Origin of the sequence: Methylomonas sp. LW13 (genome assembly GCF_016865255.1) — a bacterium.
GTDB lineage: Bacteria > Pseudomonadota > Gammaproteobacteria > Methylococcales > Methylomonadaceae > Methylomonas.
Genome location: NZ_CP033381.1, coordinates 3,667,085 through 3,686,480, shown reverse-complemented (window position 1 = coordinate 3,686,480; position 19,396 = coordinate 3,667,085). Strand labels below are relative to the sequence as shown.

Sequence of the window (19,396 nt, the reverse complement as noted above, 5' to 3'; positions counted from 1 at the left end):
GGCCTCCGTCAGGATGGGGAATTGACACGCTGTATCAGTGCATAAGCTGAGTGATTATGGATAGACTCGAAGTTTTCCGATTCGACGCTGTAACTGATGATCCGTGGCTCTGCGTTCAAGCGGGCGGCTACATCGCGCACCATGTCTTCGACAAATTTGGGGTGGTCGTAGGCGTATTCGGTGACGTATTTTTCGTCCGGGCGCTTCAACAGGCCATAGATTTGCGAGGAGGCTTCCGCTTCGACCAAGGTGATGAGTTCTTCCAGCCAGATAAAGGCCTGGGCCTCCACCGTCACGCTGACGTGGGAGCGTTGATTATGCGCGCCGCGTTCGGAAATTTCCTTGGAGCACGGGCACAGACTGGTGACCGGCACAATCACCTTCACTTTGATGCGACAGCCGGCGTTATCGATTTCGCCAATAAAACTGACTTGATAGTCCATTAAGCTGCGGACGCCACTGACCGGCGCTGCTTTATCGATGAAGTAGGGAAAACGCATCTCGATATACCCGGATTCGGCCTCCAATTTGGCGAGCATGTCCTGCAGCATCGCCGGAAATGAGGCAATGCTGATTTCCCGGTCGTGATCGTTCAAGATTTCCACAAAACGGGACATATGGGTGCCTTTGAAGTCGTGCGGCAAATTGACGTACATCGCAAAGTGCGCAACGGTGCGCTGTTCGCCGCCACTTTTCTCTTTGACCCGGATCGGGTGCAGAATGTCTTTGATGCCGACTTTGTCGATGGCAATGCGCCGTGTGTCAGGGCGGCCTTGAATGTCTTCGATAGGGAGCATGAGTTTAACTGAATTATTCAGGATTTTTGTGTTCGTCCGCTTATCAGCGGTGCACCCTAAACCGGGGGCGTTCTGCGAAGTCGGCATCGTTGATGGCGAAATTGTTAAGTTTCAAACTGTAGAACCGGTTGAAATGATCTTGCACCGTCCGCGTGATGCGGGCATCGTAATTGGGTTGCAGCATTTGAGCTCGGCCGCTTGGCCGCGCCACGACCACGCCGTTTTGCACCACTAGTTCACCGTGTTTAAACATTAGAGCAGCATTGGCGAACATGGCAGCGATATTTGCTTGGGGATGGGTAGTAAATGCACCGGTGATCGGATCGCACCTGCCAATACCCGCCGGGTCGTAGACGGCAATGTCGGCTATTGCCCCAGGCGCCAGATGACCGCGATCATGCAAGCCCAATAACTTTGCGGCAGCACTGCGGGTCATGCTGGCAATTTCGTTTAAGGTAAATTCGCGCTTGAGGTTGGGCAACAAGGTCATCGCCAGCGCTTCTTGATTTAAGCCTGCCATATAGGCCTGGCGGTAATCGGCGTCCATCAACAGTCGGATCAATTCGGGGTAGGCAGTAAACGGTGCGCCGTTCGGATGGTCGGTGGTAAAGAATAAACGCTCCGGGGCTTCTGCAAGCAAAAAAAGCTCCAAGCCGATGGCCCATTGTAAGGTGTTGACGAAACTGGCTTCCCGGTATCGGTAAGGCACCACGCCGCCGGAACCTTCACACTCGGCGTCCCACATTACCCATTTATTGGGGCTGGCATCCGCGTGGCGGCTGTATTGAGCGATGACATCGCCGGAAATGGTCACGGTCTGGCCGAACAGCACCTGGCCGACATCCATGGTGATATTCGGATGGCGGTTGAACGCTTCCAGAAGTTGCGCGGCTGCAGAGGAAAAGCCCTTGCTGCCGTCCTTGCCATAGGCGTAGAACTGGACGTGGGCTAGATGCATAGGCAGTCCTTGCGCGGCTGCCATGGTGTCTATGATGGTTTCGATATTTCCTGGAATACCCAAGTTGTTGCAATGCACATGTACCGGGTGTGGCACGCCTAGTTGGCATACGGCAGTTTGCAAGGTTTGCAGAATTTGCCGGGAGCTGACGCCGTAGTCGGGGACAATGTCATCCAAAGCGAATTGGCGGGCATTGCTTTTAAAGGCGTTGGCACCACCGGCGTTGATGACTTTCAAGCCCAGCGCGCGGGTAGCGTGTAAAGTCCAGGCTACGTAGTCGTTGATTTGGTTTTGGCTGGCTTTGGCTCGTATCAGTCGCAACAACAAGTCGTCGTTACCCAGAATGGCTAGCGCGGCCGTATCCAGGATGGGTATATCGGCCATCTGCAAATGCACGTCCAAGGCATTGACCGGTAACATGGCCGGTTCGACCACCGTGGTGTAGCCCATGCGCGCGTAGCGGTAGCCGGTGTCGGTGGTCGACCATTTCGCCGTGCTGAAGGGATGAAGCAGGCGCCGTTCCATGTGATTACGGTGTTGTTCAGGCAACAACAGGCGTGCGGTGTTGACGTTGCCGCCGGCAATATGGCTGTGAATATCCACCGCGCCGGCCATGACAATCTGGCCGGATACGTCGTATATCTGATCGAACTTGGCGTCGGGGCCCGGGTCGGCTGTGATTACGCCATCACGGATAAATAGATCGTGCGATTCACCTTGCCGGTTTTGTGCGGGATCGTAGAGGTGTCCGCCTGCTAATTTGATCAGCAATGCCGCGCCCTCACAGCATATCCAGCGTCAGTACCAAGCGCCTCGGCTGCACCGCCGTTGGCGTAGGGGAGCGGTGCACAAAACCCTCGCCTTCGTTACCTTCCCAGGCTTCGCCTTTCATCAGACCCACGGCATAGGCGGGCATCCGCCGAATCGCCGTTTGGTCGGCGATCAAACCGGACTGCGCGTCATCCTGGCCGCCACTGCCCATGCCCAGTTTTCGTCGATCCAGCGCATATTCCGGTAGCCATTCGGTGCCGATGCCGCCGTAACTACAAATCATCCGCGCGGGCACTCTATCCACGTGAAAGCGCGGACACATGGCGGTTTTCAAGGTCCTTAGGCGCAAGCCGGCTTGCTTGAGTTCGAATAGTTCGCAGAACGCCGTCGTCAATAGTTCGATGTCTGCCTGCCATGTGTCATAGCCATCGAGTTGGCTGGCTTGGGGCCACAGGTTTGTATAGTTGAATTCGGATGGATTGACGGGCTGACTGAGTTCCAAGGGGCCGAATAGCTTCAGGGCTTGATAGATAAAGCCTTCAATGGTGGCCGGCAATGGTCGTTCTATTAAGCAAAAGTTCACCTCGTCCTCGTAGATGCGCGTCAAATCCACAAAGTTTGTGGAGACGACGGTGCGGGTCGATGGCCGATACGAAACGGGCTGGAAGGATGTGGGGCCGGTTAACGGCGACGGGGATGATTGACGAAAGGGTATGCGAGCAAACACAAAAACTCCTTAACTAGCGATCAGGAACTGTTCGAAAAATACGATGAATTGCATAAACACGATGCCGAAACCAAACGCGGCGGTTTGTCCGCTCAGGCTGGAAAAACTGCATGGTTCGTGTAATACCGGAATCAGATCGGAGGCGGCGATATAAATAAAGCCGCCGGCAGCGATGGGTAACAGCAGCGACAAGGAAGATTCGGCTAACTGGCTGAGTAACAAGGTAAAAATCGCTCCCGGCAAAACGGTCAGCGAGCAATAAAAGTTGTAGAGTACGGCTTGCTTGGGTGCATAGCCGCCGCGCAGCAGGGCGCCAACATCCCCGAGTTCCTGCGGGACTTCGTGGGCGATAATGGCCAAGGTGGTGGTCAGTCCCAGTGCCGGATCGGCCAGAAAGCTGCCGGCAATCAAGATGCCGTCGACGAAGTTGTGCATGGCATCGCCGATCAGATTCATTTTAGCCAATGGCATGACCTCACCACCGGTTGGCGTGCTGTCGACATTATGGTCGTGCCGCCAGCGCACCAATTTTTCCAATACAAAGAAACCGAATACACCCACTAATACCGTCAGGCAGACATCGCTGACACTGCCGTGGCGGTCTATGGCATCGGGGATCAAATGAATAAAAGCATCGCCCAGGAGTACGCCGACTGCCAGCGCGACTAGATACGGTACTACCCGATGCAAGGTGTCGGGTTTCAACCACAATGCAAATAAGCTGGACAACGAGCAAAGGCTGACGGCGAGACAGGCCGCGATGGCGCCGGCCATAGTGCTGATAGCGATAGTCATGTGCGATGGGGTGTTTTGGCTTTGAGCGAGTGGTATTCGTGCTGAGAACTGTAAATAAATCCGGCTAATTTGTTCGGCAGGGCATGGGTAGCAAAATGCGCCAGCATGAACCCCAACACAGTCAAAAACAGTTTTGACAGCACACGTTTGGTGGGCGGTCTGTCAATCAAGGGCAAGACAATGGCCAGAATAAGCAACAATGCAATGCCGATGATATGCAGATAGCTGTCGATGCTAGCCATCGGCAAACCACTGCGGAAATTCATCTTGATAGTGCCGCCAAACTGCCGGGCCGGCTGCCAGTTCGGCGTCGGTTAACAGGCACTCGTCCAATTCGCGGCGCACTTGGTCGGCATTGAGGTTTTGACCGATAAACACCAGTTCTTGGCGGCAGTCGCCGTAGGGTTCGGCCCATTGTGACTGGATGTCCAGCAGATAGTCTTGCGGCCATTCCTGGCGCGGTACTGTCGCCCACCAGCGACCCGCCAAACCATGGTGCATCACGCCGCCCGCTTGTGACCAGCTGCCGGCGTGATCAGGGCGCGATGCCAACCAAAAAAAACCTTTGGAACGCAACAAGGTGCCGTTATCCCAATCGCCGTGGTGCAGATGATCATAGAAACGCTGCGGATGAAAGGGGCGCCGGGCGCTGTAAACGAAGCTGCTTATGCCGTATTCCTCTGTCTCCGGTTTATGTTCGCCACGCAATTCTTTTAACCAGCCTGGGGCTTGCTCGGCTTTTTCGAAATCGAACAGGCCAGTGTCGAGCACTTTGTGTAAATCGACCTGACCCATCACGATAGGGAGGATTTCCGCATTGGGGTTGAGGCTGTGTAACACCGCTTTTAGGTTGATAAGCTCGTCGCTGGCGATCAGATCTATTTTGGAAATCAGAATGACATTGGCAAATTCAATTTGATCGACCAGCAAATCGGCGACGTTACGTGCGTCGTCTTCGCCGAGTGATTCGCCGGTTTCTTTTAAACTCAAGGCTTCCAGGTAATTGCGCATAAAGTTGACCGCGTCCACCACGGTCACCAACGTATCCAGGCGGGCAATGTCCGATAAACTCAATCCCTGTTCGTCGCGAAACGTGAAGGTTTCCGCAATCGGCAAAGGCTCGGCAATGCCGGTGGATTCGATTACCAAGTAATCAAAGCGGCCATCCTTGGCCAAGTTGCCGACCTCGATCAGCAAGTCCTCGCGTAGCGTGCAGCAAATGCACCCGTTGCTCATTTCGACCAGTTTTTCCTGGCCACGATTCAGTTGTACTTGGTTTTTGACCGTTGCCGCATCGATATTCACCTCGCTCATGTCGTTGACAATTACGGCCACTCTTAAATTCTCCCGGTTGTTGAGGATGTGGTTCAACAAGGTGGTTTTACCCGCACCCAGGAAGCCGGACAGTACGGTGACAGGGAGTTGTTTGGCTGGTGCGGATGCGAGGGTCATGGTGTTTTGGATGATATATTGTAGCGTTTGCTTGGCCAAAAAAAGGCGCTGTCGAAAAAAACAGCGCCGGTTTCAGCGTTCTAATAACTGACTCTAAAGCCTACTTCCGCGCCGCGTCCGGCTTCCGGCGCAAAGTTTCGCAAGTAAGATGTCGAGTTGCGGATGTTTTGATCCAGCAAGTTGTTACCTTTGGCGAACACCATCAGTTTGGCGTCTTTATAGGCCTGGATCTGATAGTTGGCGCCGACATTCAGCAAGAAATAGCCCGCGGTGGAGGTTTCGAAATCGCCGGCATGGGGCTGAGATTCGGCTCGGGTAAAGCGCAGATAGGTGGATAATTTGTCCCGGTTGAAATCCAGTTGCAGGCCGTAGCGCAAGGGCGGCATACGTGGTACGTCACTGCCGTTTAGAAATTCGCCGCGGGTGTAGTCGCTGAATAAAGTCATTTCCAATAAGCCGACCTGGTTCTCCATCATAGGCATGATCAGTTTGGCTTCATAACCTTTGAAGATGGCGTCGTGTTGTCCGCTGGTAACCAAAGGCACGCAATCCGCCACGCAGGGATTGCCGTCTTGATCGACGAATTCACCACTGCGTTGCTGGAAAATATAATCGCTGGCCCAGTTGTGGAATAAGTCAAATTCGGCGCGTAACCAGTCGGTTTTGAAGCGGTAACCCAGATCCAGGTTGTAGGCCGTTTCTTCTCTTAAACCCAGGTCGCCTCTGTCGTAACTGCGGGTGGCGTCGTGATAGCCGTCAGACAGCAATTCTTGGACCTGCGGCGCGCGCGAGGAACGAGTCACCGCCAGGTTCAGGCTGTTGCGATTATCCAGTTTCCAAACGGCCGAAGCCGACGCGCTGACGGGCGTGTAGCTGAGATTGGCGAAACCGTCCGGGCGAATATCGGTTTGTTCGACGCGCGTGCCGAGTTGATAGGTCACCGCGCCAATATCGAACGATTCCACGGCGAACACACCGTAACTGCTGATGTCCGAACGCGGGACGATGCTTTCGCCGGTGAGTTTTTCGATCGCATTAAAGTCGCTGGTTTGGGCTTGAAAACCCACCACGCCGCGCAACGGTCCCAGGTCCTGGTGAGCCATTTCCATGCGGCCTTCGTAAGACTGGTTGGTGTAATAAGCGCCGGGCTCGCCGTTGGCAATTTCGGTGTGTTGGTAATCGGTGTAACCCAGCCGGGTGCGTAGACTTTTCGCGAAACGGAACGGATTGTTCAGTTCGCTCTTAAAATCGTATTTGGTTTGCCGCATCGCGATGCTGACGGTTTCGTCGCCGGTGCCGTCCGGAGCGATGGCGTAGTTGTTATTTATATTATTGATGGATACGCCGGCAAAGCCGGGCGCGCCGATCCAAGATAAACCGGCCGAGCCACTGATGGCTTCGGCGCCGGTGTTGTTTAGATAGCCTTTGGGGTTGTCGACAATCGCCAAGCTGGGATCGGTGATGGCCACTTTAGCGGTGTCTATGCCGCTGCCGCCAATGTCCAGATTGTTGCGGTGGCGGTAAAAACCGTCCAGGTGGTAAGCGATGTTGTCCTTGCCGCCCTCGACTTTCATCGTGGTGCTGGTTTCATCGGAAGTGGAATCGAAGCGTTGTTCGAGCGCCGCACCTACCAGCTTGTCGAACTGGCGGCCTGGGATGCGGTTATCGATGACGTTAACCACGCCGCCCATCGCGCCGCTGCCGTAGAGTAGGGTGGCCGGGCCGCGCAGGACTTCGATGCGCTCCGCCAGCAGCGGTTCGACGCTGGTGGCGTGGTCTGGGCTGATCGCCGAGACATCATTGCTGCCGATGCCGTTGCTCAAGACTCTCACCCTCGGGCCGGCCTGGCCGCGTATCACCGGGGTGCCGACGCCGGGGCCGAAAGATTGGCTGCTGATACCCAATTCGTTTTTTAAGGTATCGCCGATGCTGTGGCCGGTCTTCATACGTAAATCGTCGTCGCTCAACACGGTGACCGGTACCGGACTGTCCGATTTTTTATCTTGCAGCGGTGCCGTGACGATAATTTCGTCTAGTGCTTGAATCGCAAGTTCTTCGGCCAACAAAACCGGCGATGGCAACATTAAAATTAGGGCAGCGGTTTTTTTCATGAGAAGTAGAGCAGTCAGTAAAGATGTGCAAAGATGTTATATTGTAACACACATGAATGCAATATTATCACATTGGTTTTTTTTGCGGCCTATTTGAAGATTTGCGTTTGAAGCGTGGTGAAAACAACGAACTGACAGTAACAATCCCGAAGGGCGACGCGGACCGCTTACGAGATCATAGGGTTGAAATGTTACGGAAATGTTTCTTTGAGCTACGGGATGAAATACTTATTCCCGGCTGAGTTGATAACGCCTAGTAGTTTGCGCCTACGGCCGGCTAATTTAAGGCGTGCTTTTGTTCCAGGCATTGCTGGGCCTGGATTGCAATTTCCAATTCCTCGTTCGTGGCAATCACCAATATCGCCACGCCGGCGTTGGCTGGGCTGATGTTGTCGCATGGTTTCACCGGTTTTTGGTTTCTTTCCGGGTCCAAGGCAATACCGAAGATTTGCATTTCCAGACAGACGTGTTCGCGCAGCCAAGCGTCGTTCTCGCCGATGCCGCCGGTAAATACCAAGGCATCGACCCGGCCCAGCACCGCAAAATAAGCGCCGATGTATTTTTTGATGCGATAGGCGTACATCGCTAATGCAAGCCGGGCATGATCGTCGCCGGCTTCCGCCATCCGGTGTATCGCCCGCATATCGTTTTCGCCGCAAACGCCTTTGCAGCCGCTTTCTTTGTTTAACAAGGTTTCTATGGCCTCATTGGACAAATTCAGCGTGCGGCTTAGATAAAAATGGATGGCCGGATCGATGTCGCCGCAGCGGCTGCCCATCATCAAACCTTCCAGCGGCGTCATACCCATCGATGTATCGATACTTCGACCGTTTTGGATGGCGGTGACGCTGGCACCGTTACCCAGGTGTAAAGTGATCAGATTGGTCTCAGACAACGGTTTGCCAAGATACTGCGCGGCTTGCTCGGCAACATAGCGGTGCGAGGTACCGTGGAAGCCGTAACGTCTGACGCCATGATCGGTATAAAGATGTTCGGGCAGGGCATAGCGGTAGGCATAATCCGGCAGGGTTAGATGAAACGCCGTGTCGAATACCGCCACCTGCGGTGTCTCGCCCATTTGCCGGATGGCTTCCTCAATCCCCAACAGATTGGCAGGGTTATGCAGCGGCGCCAATGGGATCACTTCGGCAATGCGCTGCATCACTTTCGCATCGACTAAGGCTGGTTCACGAAAATGTTCGCCGCCATGTACCACCCGATGACCAATGCCGGCCAGTTCGCGGCGGTCGTTCAACACGCGGCAGGCGGCCAGCGTTTCGAACAGCAACTGCAAGGCTTGTTGATGGTTGCGGCAATTGATTTCGTCGCGTGTCCGGTCATTATTCGCCAGCGCATAACTATGGCTAGCGGCATCTTCGCCGATACGTTCGATGATGCCGGCGATCAGCACCGAGCGATCAGACATCTCGAATAAGCTGTATTTAACCGATGAACTGCCGGCGTTGAGCACCAGGATTTTCATGAATATCTCGAAGAAGTTGGCGATTAATGTGCAAGCTTTGCCGGTGGCGGTGGGCTGTAGCGGCGCTCCAGATCATGATCGATTTTCGTGGTCAGGCTTTCCACGGCTTTGATGGTCAGGCTGGCGTTGGGGCCTTTGGATTCGGCAATGTAATCGCCGACCAATCTACCATTGTCTACCTTGACCAAACGCCCCATCAGATAAGCGAATAAAAAGCTGGGTTTGTGTAGCCGCCCCACCAAAATGTAGTCGGCTTGGTATTGCTTGCCCAGTTGCGCGGCGGCGTCGGCATGGTCGAACAAATAGCCGACGCCGCTATTGGCGGCTTGCTGTGCCTGGTGCGGTATGGCTACGATTAGATAGCCGGCGCGGGCTAATTCCTGCTCCAGCAGCGGTTTGATCGACGCGGTTCTTTGCAATTCGGCGGGGACGCCGGGTGCCAGTGTCAGGTCTCTCAATTCAAAATCCAGGATGGCGATGCGGGTCTGCGCCAGTGAAGTAAAGCTCAGTGTGCAAAACAGCAAACTGCTTAATAGCGTTTTATATATCATGTTTTGTCGGCTTCTTGGGCTTGAATCGCGGTGATGACGACGGTGTTGACGATGTCTGTCACGGTGCAGCCGCGGCTTAGGTCGTTGACCGGTTTGTTCAAGCCTTGCAGGATGGGGCCGACGGCGATTGCGCCGGAGGAACGCTGTACCGCTTTATAAGTGTTGTTGCCGGTATTGAGGTCAGGAAAAATCAATACTGTGGCGCGGCCGGCAACCTGGCTGTCGGGTAGTTTGGTTTTAGCGACGCTGGCGTCCACGGCGGCATCGTATTGCATCGGGCCTTCCAGCTGTAGGTCCGGACGCAGACTTTGAGCGATTTTGACGGCGTCTCTGACTTTGTCCACCGCTTCGCCCTTGCCGGATTCACCGGTGGAGTAGGACAGCATGGCAACGCGCGGCTCGATGTTGAACATGCGTGCCGTTTCGGCGGCGTTGATCGCGATGTCGGCCAATTGCGCAGCGTTGGGGTTGGGAATCACCGCACAATCGCCATAGACCAATACGCGATCTTCCAGGCACATGAAAAACACGCTGGAAACAATGGATGCGCCCGGTTTGGTTTTGATGATTTCGAAGGCCGGACGAATGGTATGTTGCGTCGAATGCACCGCGCCGGAGACCATGCCGTCGGCATAAGAAAGATGAATCATCAAGGTGCCGAAATAGCTGGGATCGGCCATTAGGTCGAAGGCAGTATCGTAAACAATGCATCGATGCTTGCGGGCTTGGTAATAGGTTTCCGCGAATAAGGGCCGCAGATCCGATTTAATCGGGTCGATGATGTTGACATTGTCCATCTTCAAAGCCATCGCCTGAATTTTCTGGCGGATCTCAGCTTCGTTACCCAGCAGGGTGATTTTCACGACATCGCGTAGCAGCAAAATCTCCGCCGCCCGCAGAATCCGTTCTTCATTACCTTCCGGTAGCACGATATGTTGCTTCTTGGCCTTGGCGCGCTGCAGCAAATCGTACTCGAACATCAGCGGCGTGGTTTTATGCGAAACCTTGCTGCACAGCCGCAGCCGCAGTTCCACCATATTCATGTTACTTTCGATTAGTCCCAGCGCGGTGGCAATCTTCCGGTCATCTTGCGAATGCAGGCGGGCGGTGACCTGGCTGACCTGCATAGCCGTGGTGAAGGTGTCGGAATCGACGCCGAGTACCGCAAACGGTGTGCCGCCCAGACCGTCGATCAATTTTTGCACTTGCGGGGCAGGCTGTTGGTGGCCGGTTAATATCAAGCCGGCGATTTGCGGATAGTTACTGGAGTTGTAGGCCATCAGGCTGGCCATGATGATGTCCGATCTATCGCCAGGCGTGATGATCAAGTCGCCGGTTTCAACATAGTCCAGAAAGTCCGGCACCAACATGGCCGCCACTTTGTAGTGGTACACCTCGCGGCTCATGGTGGCGTTTTCGCCGGAAAATACTTTCGCGCCGATGACCTTGGCAATGTTGCCGATGGTGGGTTTTTCCAGGGACGATTCGGCAGGCACCACGTACACCGGAAATTCGTTGGAATGATTCAAGCTGTGGCGTAGGCTGGCAATTTGATTTTGCGCGACACCGATGATGACTGTGGCCAGCGATTCGCAATCGTGCTCGTGCATGGAATGTTTCAGGCTGGCCAAACCGTTTAAAATTTGTTCGTCGCTGCGGTTTTCGCCCTGCATAACCGGCATCATCAGGCAGCCCAAATTGTTCGCGACATCGGCGTTGAAATCGAATTCGGAAATGGCGTTGCCGTGTCGATAGTCGCTGCCGACGCAGAGCACATGATCGCAACGGGCCTTTAAGGCCCGGTATTTAGCCAGAATGGTTTTCAGCAGTTCGTCGTACTGTTCGTTTGCCAAGAGCTGCCTGGCTTCCGCGCTGGTACATCCATACATGGCGTCGTACGGCATGGAGAGCTGATAGCGGTGGCTAATGAATTGAATCAAATCGTCTTTGTCGGTATCGCTTTGAATAATGGGCCGAAAAAAACCGATATTGTCCGCGTAGCCGGATAACATTTCGATGATCGCCAGCATGATCAAGGATTTACCGTTACCCTCGTCGACGCCGGCAATATAGATGTCTTGCGAAATAACGGGTTCGCTTTGCGGATGGGACTGAGTCGGATTCATGATCGATGACTTATGTATTAATGGGAAAGTCTAACCGAGGATGTTGCCACATGGCGCGCCGCTTGGCGACTGTATATTTTATTTATTCGGGCACCGCGCAGAGGTTAGGCGCATGCAAATAGTCTTTGGCTATCATAGGTTTGGATTTAAAAAATAATGTAATATCAAAATAATTATTGATTAATCTGCAAGCTTGGCTTTAATGGCTATACTACTAGCCGGGCGCAGGGATTACTTGAACAACAGAGATGGCGAAATTTACCGTTTATTTTAAAGACAATGCAATCCATACAGGTGTTTTTGATTCTGGTGTAGTGCATATTGGTCGTGATGAAACCAATGACCTAGTGGTTGATAGTCTTGCCGTCGCGCCCGCGCATGCCGTTGCCGTGATTAAAGACGGCACTTGCGTTCTCAAGCAATTGAACGAAAAATTTCCGCTGTTGGTCAACGATCAGCACACCAAAGAATGGAGTCTGCAAAACAACGACATCATCAATATCGGCAAGCACTATATCGTCTACAACACGACCGATGAATTTTCGGAAAAAGTCCTGGTATCGACGCCAGCCGACTTTGGCGATGCGGACGTGCGAGCCTTAAATGAAAAGCTGGAAGATGCAGTCAAATCTCCCGAAGCCAATTTGCAAGTGTTGAACGGCATGCATATCGGTCGAATTCTGCGCTTGAAGAAAGCCATGACCCGCCTGGGCCACGAAGGTGCAGGGGTTATTGTGATAGCCAGACGCAAGGACGGCTATTTCCTTTCCGCCTTGCAAGGACATGAGGGTCTGGCGATTAACGACGAGCCCCTGGGTGACCGCACCGTACAGTTGCAACGCAACGATGTGATTGTCGTTGATAGTACCTCAATGCAATTTTTCTTGGATTAAGCGTATGACATTTGAAAAAAGCGATGATAAACGCCGTTTTCATAGGATTTTTTACCATACGGGCGCTGTGTTAACCGGTTCGGGTCAAACCTATCCTTGCAAAATTATTGATCTGTCCTTGCGCGGTTGCCTGTTGGATTGTGAGCAGCCCTTAGCCGGTCAGGCCGATACTTTATATAACTTGAAATTCGATTTATCCGAAGAAATCAGTATCAGCATGGAAGTGGCAGCAACCCATGCCGATGCCAACAGGGTGGGTTTTAAATGCGTGCATATCGACATAGACAGCATTTCCAACTTACGCCGATTGGTGGAACTCAACCTGGGCGATAGCGAGTTGCTGGAGCGGGAATTGGCGGCCCTGGGTGATTTGGCTGAACAAGCCGATCATTAATCCGGATGGTTACCTCGATATAGTCAGCTCAATCCTGCCAGCCAAAGTCTAAAACGCATACCCCATTCCGACGTATAGCCTACTGTCGTAAAGACAATCTCGCCGGTGGCGTTAATAAAAAATACAGCCGGCACGCCTCTAATCCCATAGCGTTGACCGAGATTGCCGCTGTTGTCGTTCACAACCGGCCAGTTCAGTTGTTTGTCGTTCAGATAGTTCTGTAAGGTGCCGTCGTCGCCCGAGCGCACCGCTATAGTCACTCCCGGATAATCCCGCAATACATTGCTGACGCTGCCCTGCATACTTCGGCATATCCCGCACCATTCCGCCCAGAAATACAACACAGCCGGCCCTTTACTTATGCGTGGCATAGGGTTTTCGCCGGTCAGCGTGGTTTGCACTATGGGCGGCGGGGTGCCGCTGACCAAATCCTGATGGACTAAAAATTGCCCCGCAAAGATAAACAGTGCCGCAAATATATAAAATCCCAATTTTTTCAAAATTACAGACCTTGCATCACGCTGGCGCCGTGCTGTTTTAGCCAGAGCCGGCGTTGTTTAAAGTCGGGTAGGTGTTTGCCAACCAATTGCCAAAAAGCCGGAGAGTGATTTTTGTGTTTGATGTGGCAAAGTTCGTGGACTACCACGTATTCCAAAACGGCGGCCGGAGCCAGCAGCAGTAGCCAATTCATATTGATGTCGTTTTGCGGACCGCAGCTGCCCCAGCGGCTTTTTTGGGTTTTGATGCGGATGTTGCGCGGAAACAGGGCAAAGCGCGGCGCGTGCAGATCGACCCATTGCTGGACATGCTGCTTAGCCTGGTTTTTCATCCAGCGGATCAACGCTTGCTGGATCAGTGCGGAGTATTGTTCATCGGCAATCCCAACCGGTAATTTCACCCAAAACATCTCGTCGTTCAGCAACTCGATGCGGACCGTTTTGGCTTTGCCGGTGGTGATTTTTAGCGGTAAGCGGCGGCCTTGGTAGGGTATATGCGCGCCATCCCGATACTCGCTTGGTGCTAGCTTGGGGGAGGCGGTTTGCACTCTGCCGGCGACGCGCTTTAGTGCGGCTTCTATCCAGTCTTTTTGGGCTTGTACAAAATCCTGAATGCGCCGTTCGGACACTTTGAGCGGGGCTACCACTTCTATTTTGTCGGCGGTGACCACGATGCGGGTGTTTTTAGCCCGGCTGCTGCGGCGCAGTTTGTAAGATAAGGGGGCGGTTTGCTTGTTCAAAAAGGTGATTCCAACATTCTTAATTTAAGCTCGGTCCACATGCTTAAGCGGTCCGATCCGCCGACATGTTGCCCGGAGCCTTTGCTTTTGGCAAGCCATAAGCCGGTACCGTTGAAGCTGTACACGGGCTGCAAGTCGCTGCGCTGCGTAGCCGGGACTATGCTCGGCTTCAGATTATCCAGCACCAAGGGTACCGCGCGCGGCGAGTCGAAATAGGTTAATACCATGTGCGCCTGATTCAGTGCCAAAGCCTTGACGTAGGTAATCCGCAGTTTACTTTCATCGACGCCCATTTCTACCAAAGTAAAATATTTGGCGATGGAGTAATCTTCGCAATCGCCGGCGCCTTTAGCCAGAAACTCGGTAGGTGCCGCCCAGTAATCGGTTTTTTGCCACAGGATAATATCGTCAACAAACTCGACGTTACCGTTGAAAAAATTATTCACCCGCTCCAATTTCTCTGCTTCAGGCCAGCTCTTGCCGTTCTCGATCAAACTTTGCCAGTCCACAAAACGTTGCTTGGCGGCCGCACCGTATTTTTTTTCGACTCTATCCAGCAGACTCTGATCGATTAACAGGCCGGCTGCCAGCGCAATGCCGAAACACAGGCTGAAGGCGATAATAGCGATTTTGGCAGCGTTGAGTGCGCCCTTGTTAACGGCTGGCACCGACGATTCCTATCGCCTTTAAGCGGCGATAATCCTGATCCGATTGCACGTTTTCCGCCAAGATGGAAATATCCAGCAATGTGGAAATTTCTTGCATGGTTTGCACAAAAGCGTGTTTTTGCGAGGAACTGTCGATGCCGTTGCCGATGTCGCGGGCCAGGCGGATAAAGTCCGGTTTCAGGCGTTTGACCAATTCCGCCGACATGGATTGGGTTTCGAAGCGCTTTATCATCACCCGGGCGCCCCAAGCATGCACGGTTTCGATGAAGGCCTGATAGGCGTCTATATCCTTGACGACGGCATAAGCCGACAAACTGAACACCAGTTTTTTGGCTTCCGCCGGATTTTGTTTGATCAGTTTTTCCAACCAGAGCCGGAAATCGCTGTTTTTGATGGTACGGGTCGATACGTTGACGGCGATGGCGTGCTCGATGTGATTGTGTTGAATATGATCTAGCGCGATGCGTATCACACCTTTATCCAGGTCGACGATTTTGGCGAATTTTTCGGCAATCGAGATGAATGGACCGATGGCCACCAGGCCGCCTTGTTTATCGTGTACCTGAATGAAAGCCTCTTCCATCAACAGTTCGCCGCTACTGAATGCGGCGATCTGGCCAATATACCAAACCGAGTAACCGTCGTTATCGACGCAATCGAAGACCAAGTCCTTCCAGGTGGCAATATCACGCGCAAAATTATCGCCGGTGCGGATGAAATAACTGTTAGTGCCGATCAGATGCGCTTGTTCATAAGCTTCGTGGGCGGCTTCCAATAAAATTTCGGTGGTCAGCAGCGGATTGAAAGCAACCACGCCAATGTGGGCCAAATCGGTTTTTTGGTAACGTTCGCCTAATTCGCTTACTTCGTTGCTCAAGGTTTTCATCAACCCTTCCAATTGTTCCGAATTCCCAAGCTTCAGCACGAGTGCAAATTCGGCGCCGTAGAATCGATAAGCTTTGCCGGCTTGTGCTCCAGCCAGATCGGCGATTTTTCCCAGGATGGCGGCAAACGCTTGTAAGAATTGATCGATCACGTCGCTGTCGCGCTCTTTGACCAGATCGACCAATCTATCGATTTTAATCAAAACTACAAAAGCATCGGCGTCTTCCAATGCCAAATTCTTCATGTCGGTTTCGAACACGGACTTTTTATACAGCCCGGTCAAGTCATCGCGTAACAGGCTGGCGCCCATTTGATCCAGCTTGCCATGCAACGCTGCTATCGTAGTTTTGATCTTATGCGACATGGTGTTCATTGATGCCGCCACGTTGCGCACTTCGCGGGTCCAGGGCAAGGCTTCGATGCTTTCGAAATGGCCGTCGCTGATCTGCTGAGCCAGTAAATCGATTCTACTTAGCGATGCCAGCGTGACGCGCAATAACAAGGCTAACAAGGCAATGGATAGTAAAAATGCCGCCAGCGAATAATAAAACCCGGATTTGGCTTGTTCATACAGTTTTAAATAGGCATAGCCGGAGTTGACGGTCACGTAGATCACGCCGCTCATGTTCCAGCCCGAGCTGATTTCGCTTTCGGCGGTGGCCGATGTCATGGGCAGCAGTTCGGTAAACCAGTCCGGCACGCCTTCTATGCGTTTGTCGCTGCTGAGGGCTACCAGTTCTTTGTTGTCGGCGTCGACCAGTCTGATCTCCTTGTAATAACCCATATCAAAAATGGCGCTCATCATGGTTTTAATCACCGGGTCGCGGTTATCAACCATGTAAGGGCTAAGCGATAGACCCAGCGAGGTGGCCGTATCTTGGGCGTGGTTTTTTGATTCGCCTTCCAGATAGTCCTTGATGTTGTTGACGCTCAATGCGAAATTGACGCTGAAAATCATCAAAAACAGCGCGGATATCAGGATTAACAATTGTTTGGATAATGACATGAGCTTCAGCTTCCCGTGGCTTCTTGATTGATCATATGCGTCGCGAGTTGTTGTAAGGCGGTACGGATGTTTTCGCGCAGGCGTGGGTCTGTCTCAATTTCATCCAAGGCTTTGTTCATGCATAGCATCCATTGATCGCGCTCCGATTCGCCAATTTGAAACGGAAAGTGTCTGGCGCGCAGCATGGGATGGCCGAATTCTTCGATAAACAAATTGGGGCCGCCCAGCCAGCCGGAGAAGAACTTAAATAATTTGTCTTTGGCGCTTGCCAAGCTGGGGGCATGCATGGCCCGGATGCCCTGGGCTTCCGGCAGAATATCCATGTAAAAGTAGAATCTGTCGACCAGGCTGCGCAACGCATTCTCGCCGCCGATTAACTCGTAGGGGGTGGGGCTCATGTCCTATTTAACCTCGTATGTGCAATTTCTTTAGGTATACTAGCAGACGGTACCGACAATGCCTTGAAACTCCAGGGCCGTTGCGCGGTCATAGCATTACTTGTAACTTTGAGAGGATAACTGATCATGCGTTTAAATACTGCAACTGCTCGTTCGGAAGCCGGCATACTGGCGACCAATAAGGTTTTAAAGAATACTTATTTATTGCTATCGATGACTTTGCTGTTCAGCGCCGCTATGGCTGCGGTAGCCATGACGCTGGATTTGCCGCATCCGGGCTTGATTATCACCATGGTAGGCTATTTCGGCCTGCTGTTTTTAACCACCCGTTTCAGTAACAGTGCTTTGGGCTTGGTGTTTGTGTTTGCATTGACCGGTTTCATGGGGATGACCTTGGGGCCGATTTTAAACATGTATATACATGCGTTCAGCAACGGCCATGAACTGATTTTAACCGCACTGGGCGGTACCGGCGTGATTTTCCTTGGCTTGTCAGGCTATGCCTTGACCACCCGCAAGGATTTTAGTTTTATGGCCGGCTTCCTGATGGTGGGCGTTCTGGTAGCGTTCTTCGCGGGTTTGGCTGCGTTACTGTTCTCGGTACCCGCGCTGTCGTTGGCGGTTTCCGCGATGTTCGTATTGTTGATGTCCGGTATGATTTTGTATCAAACCAGTGAAATCATCCACGGCGGCGAAACCAACTACATTTTAGCTACCGTGTCATTGTACGTGTCCATCTACAACCTGTTCACCAGCTTACTGCAACTGTTGGGCGTATTTGGTGGTAACGACTGATAATTCGGTCAAATACCTTATCACTTTGCGTGCTAGACAAAGCGGGCTGTTAGAGCAACGTTGATAAAGAAAATGCCCCGTCGGGAAACCGGCGGGGCATTTTTTTTGAGTATGGGCTAAAGCTGGGGGGCGAGCGAAGGGCTGGTTTCCGCCTGTTACTTAACCCGTCCGCAAGGATGTATACGGGCCGCTTTAATGTTGTTCGGGGCTATACCAAGCTTCAGCTGCCATTTTGTACATTTCTTGAAAAATGACTTTCAATAATTGAAAAGCTGAAATAGCTATCAGCGCCCCGATAGTGACTCCGGCCATAGCGACAAGTGCAATTTTCATAATGCCTCCTCATTTGATCGAATAAAGTGTGAACAGCGTCTAAAAAAATCCCGCTTCGGGCGCGATTTTCCTATGTTAAACAAGGATTTCAAGTGGTTTTTAAACGACATCTGTCGCGCGATTTTTCAATGTTACGTATCTTCAGAGACTTAACATTGGACCTTAATGTTGTTTGCTAAAAATTTTTTTTCAGAGGCTATGACTCTAGCTGGCGGACGCTGATTTTTGAAAAACGTTTAAGCGGATATTATCGGATCGGACTTATACTCTGGTGCTGCGGTTAATAGACGCAAAAGGGACCTACTCATGCGGTATTTGACTTAAGCAAATAAGCTGGTTAACTACAAAAACGGGGGATAAAACGATGAAAGATAAACTATTGCCAAAAATTGACGAGAACCTGGTGTCCAAAATCGTGGACATTTTTTATGCCGACATGCTCGATGACTATCGTATCAACCGGTATTTTTACTCCAGGCCCATAGAAGAACAAACCAAACCGCTGAAGCAACTTGTTAATGCTTTGCTCAGCGCAGAGCCGGTCAAGCCTAAAAAACTTGCCGAGTTGGCTGATGATTATTTTGCGGCGGCTTTTGCCAGAGGGAACGCCAAGCCCAGTTTGGTCAATAATCGAGACTTTGCGTTTTTGGAGATGTTCGTTACGGGCGATCTAGTCGGTAGCGACGAGAAACCCCATCTGACCCTGCTCTGCCCCGGACATTCCCATTTTTTAAGATTACAGCCCATTGACGATAACTACGATGTGGTGTTGGAACTGTTGCAAAACAGCCTCAATCAATTGCAAGTTCCGCAGGAAACGGCTGAGCAGATCATGGCATTCGCGGCTTCCGGCCGGGACGGTATTCTGGGCAGGGGCCAAGCTATTTATGATGATGGTGAAAAAACGACCGACTTCCGGACGCATGGCTAGTTTTATTGTTTACCCGGTCTTGTTTATTACGCTTATGCCGTTCAGGCTGTGCTCGTCGACGCCGGGGCTTGTGTGGCCTTCAATA

At 52.3% G+C, this 19,396-nt stretch carries 20 protein-coding genes; 4 read left to right on the top strand and 16 right to left on the bottom strand.

What is annotated here, in order from left to right; genetic code table 11:
• Positions 1-8 precede the first annotated feature (8 nt).
• The 10 genes from folE2 to pta form a co-directional block, all read right to left on the bottom strand.
• The gene (gene folE2, locus JL719_RS16580; protein WP_051669645.1) at positions 9-797 is read right to left on the bottom strand and encodes a GTP cyclohydrolase FolE2; all 789 of its coding nucleotides are present in this window, start codon (positions 795-797) and stop codon (positions 9-11) included.
• Positions 798-840: 43 nt separating this feature from the next.
• Entirely contained in the window at positions 841-2,526 is a 1,686-nt protein-coding gene (locus JL719_RS16575; protein ID WP_033155391.1) for a formylmethanofuran dehydrogenase subunit A, read from the bottom strand.
• Positions 2,527-2,536: 10 nt separating this feature from the next.
• Positions 2,537-3,139 carry a DUF1826 domain-containing protein gene (locus JL719_RS16570; protein ID WP_225893117.1) on the bottom strand — a complete coding sequence of 201 codons (603 nt, stop codon included), beginning with the start codon at positions 3,137-3,139 and terminating at the stop codon, positions 2,537-2,539.
• A gap of 123 nt (positions 3,140-3,262) precedes the next feature.
• A complete protein-coding gene (locus JL719_RS16565) occupies positions 3,263-4,048 on the bottom strand; it encodes a ZIP family metal transporter (RefSeq protein ID WP_051669643.1) in 786 nt (261 codons plus the stop codon).
• Positions 4,045-4,290: a hypothetical protein gene (locus tag JL719_RS16560; protein WP_033155389.1), complete on the bottom strand. Its 246-nt coding sequence runs from the start codon at positions 4,288-4,290 to the stop codon at positions 4,045-4,047. The genes JL719_RS16565 and JL719_RS16560 overlap by 4 nt, the downstream gene beginning before the upstream one ends.
• Positions 4,283-5,500: a zinc metallochaperone GTPase ZigA gene (gene zigA / locus JL719_RS16555; RefSeq protein WP_033155776.1), complete on the bottom strand. Its 1,218-nt coding sequence runs from the start codon at positions 5,498-5,500 to the stop codon at positions 4,283-4,285. Before zigA ends, JL719_RS16560 begins: the two co-directional genes overlap by 8 nt.
• 80 nt (positions 5,501-5,580) lie before the next feature.
• Positions 5,581-7,611 (bottom strand): TonB-dependent receptor, encoded by a 2,031-nt coding sequence (locus JL719_RS16550; RefSeq protein ID WP_033155388.1) that lies wholly within the window; start codon positions 7,609-7,611, stop codon positions 5,581-5,583.
• 277 nt (positions 7,612-7,888) lie between these two features.
• On the bottom strand, positions 7,889-9,094 hold the full coding sequence (locus tag JL719_RS16545; protein ID WP_033155387.1) for an acetate/propionate family kinase: 1,206 nt from the start codon (positions 9,092-9,094) through the stop codon (positions 7,889-7,891).
• A 23-nt stretch (positions 9,095-9,117) separates the two neighbouring features.
• The gene (locus JL719_RS16540) at positions 9,118-9,645 is read right to left on the bottom strand and encodes a DUF2380 domain-containing protein (protein WP_033155386.1); all 528 of its coding nucleotides are present in this window, start codon (positions 9,643-9,645) and stop codon (positions 9,118-9,120) included.
• A complete protein-coding gene (gene pta / locus JL719_RS16535; RefSeq protein WP_051669641.1) occupies positions 9,642-11,771 on the bottom strand; it encodes a phosphate acetyltransferase in 2,130 nt (709 codons plus the stop codon). The genes JL719_RS16540 and pta overlap by 4 nt, the downstream gene beginning before the upstream one ends.
• Positions 11,772-12,019: 248 nt before the next feature.
• On the opposite strand from pta, the gene JL719_RS16530 reads away from it, so the two are divergent.
• Together JL719_RS16530 and JL719_RS16525 are read left to right on the top strand one after the other, a co-directional pair.
• Positions 12,020-12,664, top strand: coding sequence for an FHA domain-containing protein (locus JL719_RS16530; protein ID WP_033155385.1), 645 nt, complete (start codon positions 12,020-12,022; stop codon positions 12,662-12,664).
• Between the two features lie 4 nt (positions 12,665-12,668).
• Positions 12,669-13,058, top strand: coding sequence for a PilZ domain-containing protein (locus JL719_RS16525; RefSeq protein ID WP_033155384.1), 390 nt, complete (start codon positions 12,669-12,671; stop codon positions 13,056-13,058).
• Positions 13,059-13,081: 23 nt separating this feature from the next.
• Here the strand turns inward: JL719_RS16525 and JL719_RS16520 are convergent, their stop codons facing one another.
• From JL719_RS16520 to JL719_RS16500, 5 genes are read right to left on the bottom strand one after another with little or no spacing between them, the layout of a single operon-like run.
• The gene (locus tag JL719_RS16520) at positions 13,082-13,558 is read right to left on the bottom strand and encodes a protein disulfide oxidoreductase (protein WP_225892876.1); all 477 of its coding nucleotides are present in this window, start codon (positions 13,556-13,558) and stop codon (positions 13,082-13,084) included.
• A 2-nt stretch (positions 13,559-13,560) separates the two neighbouring features.
• Positions 13,561-14,295 (bottom strand): M48 family metallopeptidase, encoded by a 735-nt coding sequence (locus JL719_RS16515; protein WP_033155382.1) that lies wholly within the window; start codon positions 14,293-14,295, stop codon positions 13,561-13,563.
• A complete protein-coding gene (locus tag JL719_RS16510; RefSeq protein WP_033155381.1) occupies positions 14,292-14,963 on the bottom strand; it encodes a transglutaminase-like cysteine peptidase in 672 nt (223 codons plus the stop codon). The genes JL719_RS16515 and JL719_RS16510 overlap by 4 nt, the downstream gene beginning before the upstream one ends.
• On the bottom strand, positions 14,950-16,854 hold the full coding sequence (locus JL719_RS16505) for a bifunctional diguanylate cyclase/phosphodiesterase (protein ID WP_033155380.1): 1,905 nt from the start codon (positions 16,852-16,854) through the stop codon (positions 14,950-14,952). Before JL719_RS16505 ends, JL719_RS16510 begins: the two co-directional genes overlap by 14 nt.
• Positions 16,855-16,859: 5 nt before the next feature.
• Positions 16,860-17,252, bottom strand: coding sequence for a group II truncated hemoglobin (locus tag JL719_RS16500; RefSeq protein ID WP_033155379.1), 393 nt, complete (start codon positions 17,250-17,252; stop codon positions 16,860-16,862).
• Between the two features lie 126 nt (positions 17,253-17,378).
• On the opposite strand from JL719_RS16500, the gene JL719_RS16495 reads away from it, so the two are divergent.
• Entirely contained in the window at positions 17,379-18,047 is a 669-nt protein-coding gene (locus JL719_RS16495) for a Bax inhibitor-1/YccA family protein (RefSeq protein WP_171695947.1), read from the top strand.
• 192 nt (positions 18,048-18,239) lie between these two features.
• Here the strand turns inward: JL719_RS16495 and JL719_RS16490 are convergent, their stop codons facing one another.
• Complete coding sequence (locus JL719_RS16490) at positions 18,240-18,380, bottom strand: hypothetical protein (protein ID WP_155931185.1); 141 nt, start codon at positions 18,378-18,380, stop codon at positions 18,240-18,242.
• 364 nt (positions 18,381-18,744) lie between these two features.
• Between JL719_RS16490 and JL719_RS16485 the strand changes: the two genes are divergently transcribed.
• Entirely contained in the window at positions 18,745-19,311 is a 567-nt protein-coding gene (locus tag JL719_RS16485; RefSeq protein WP_033155377.1) for a globin family protein, read from the top strand.
• Positions 19,312-19,396: the final 85 nt, after the last annotated feature.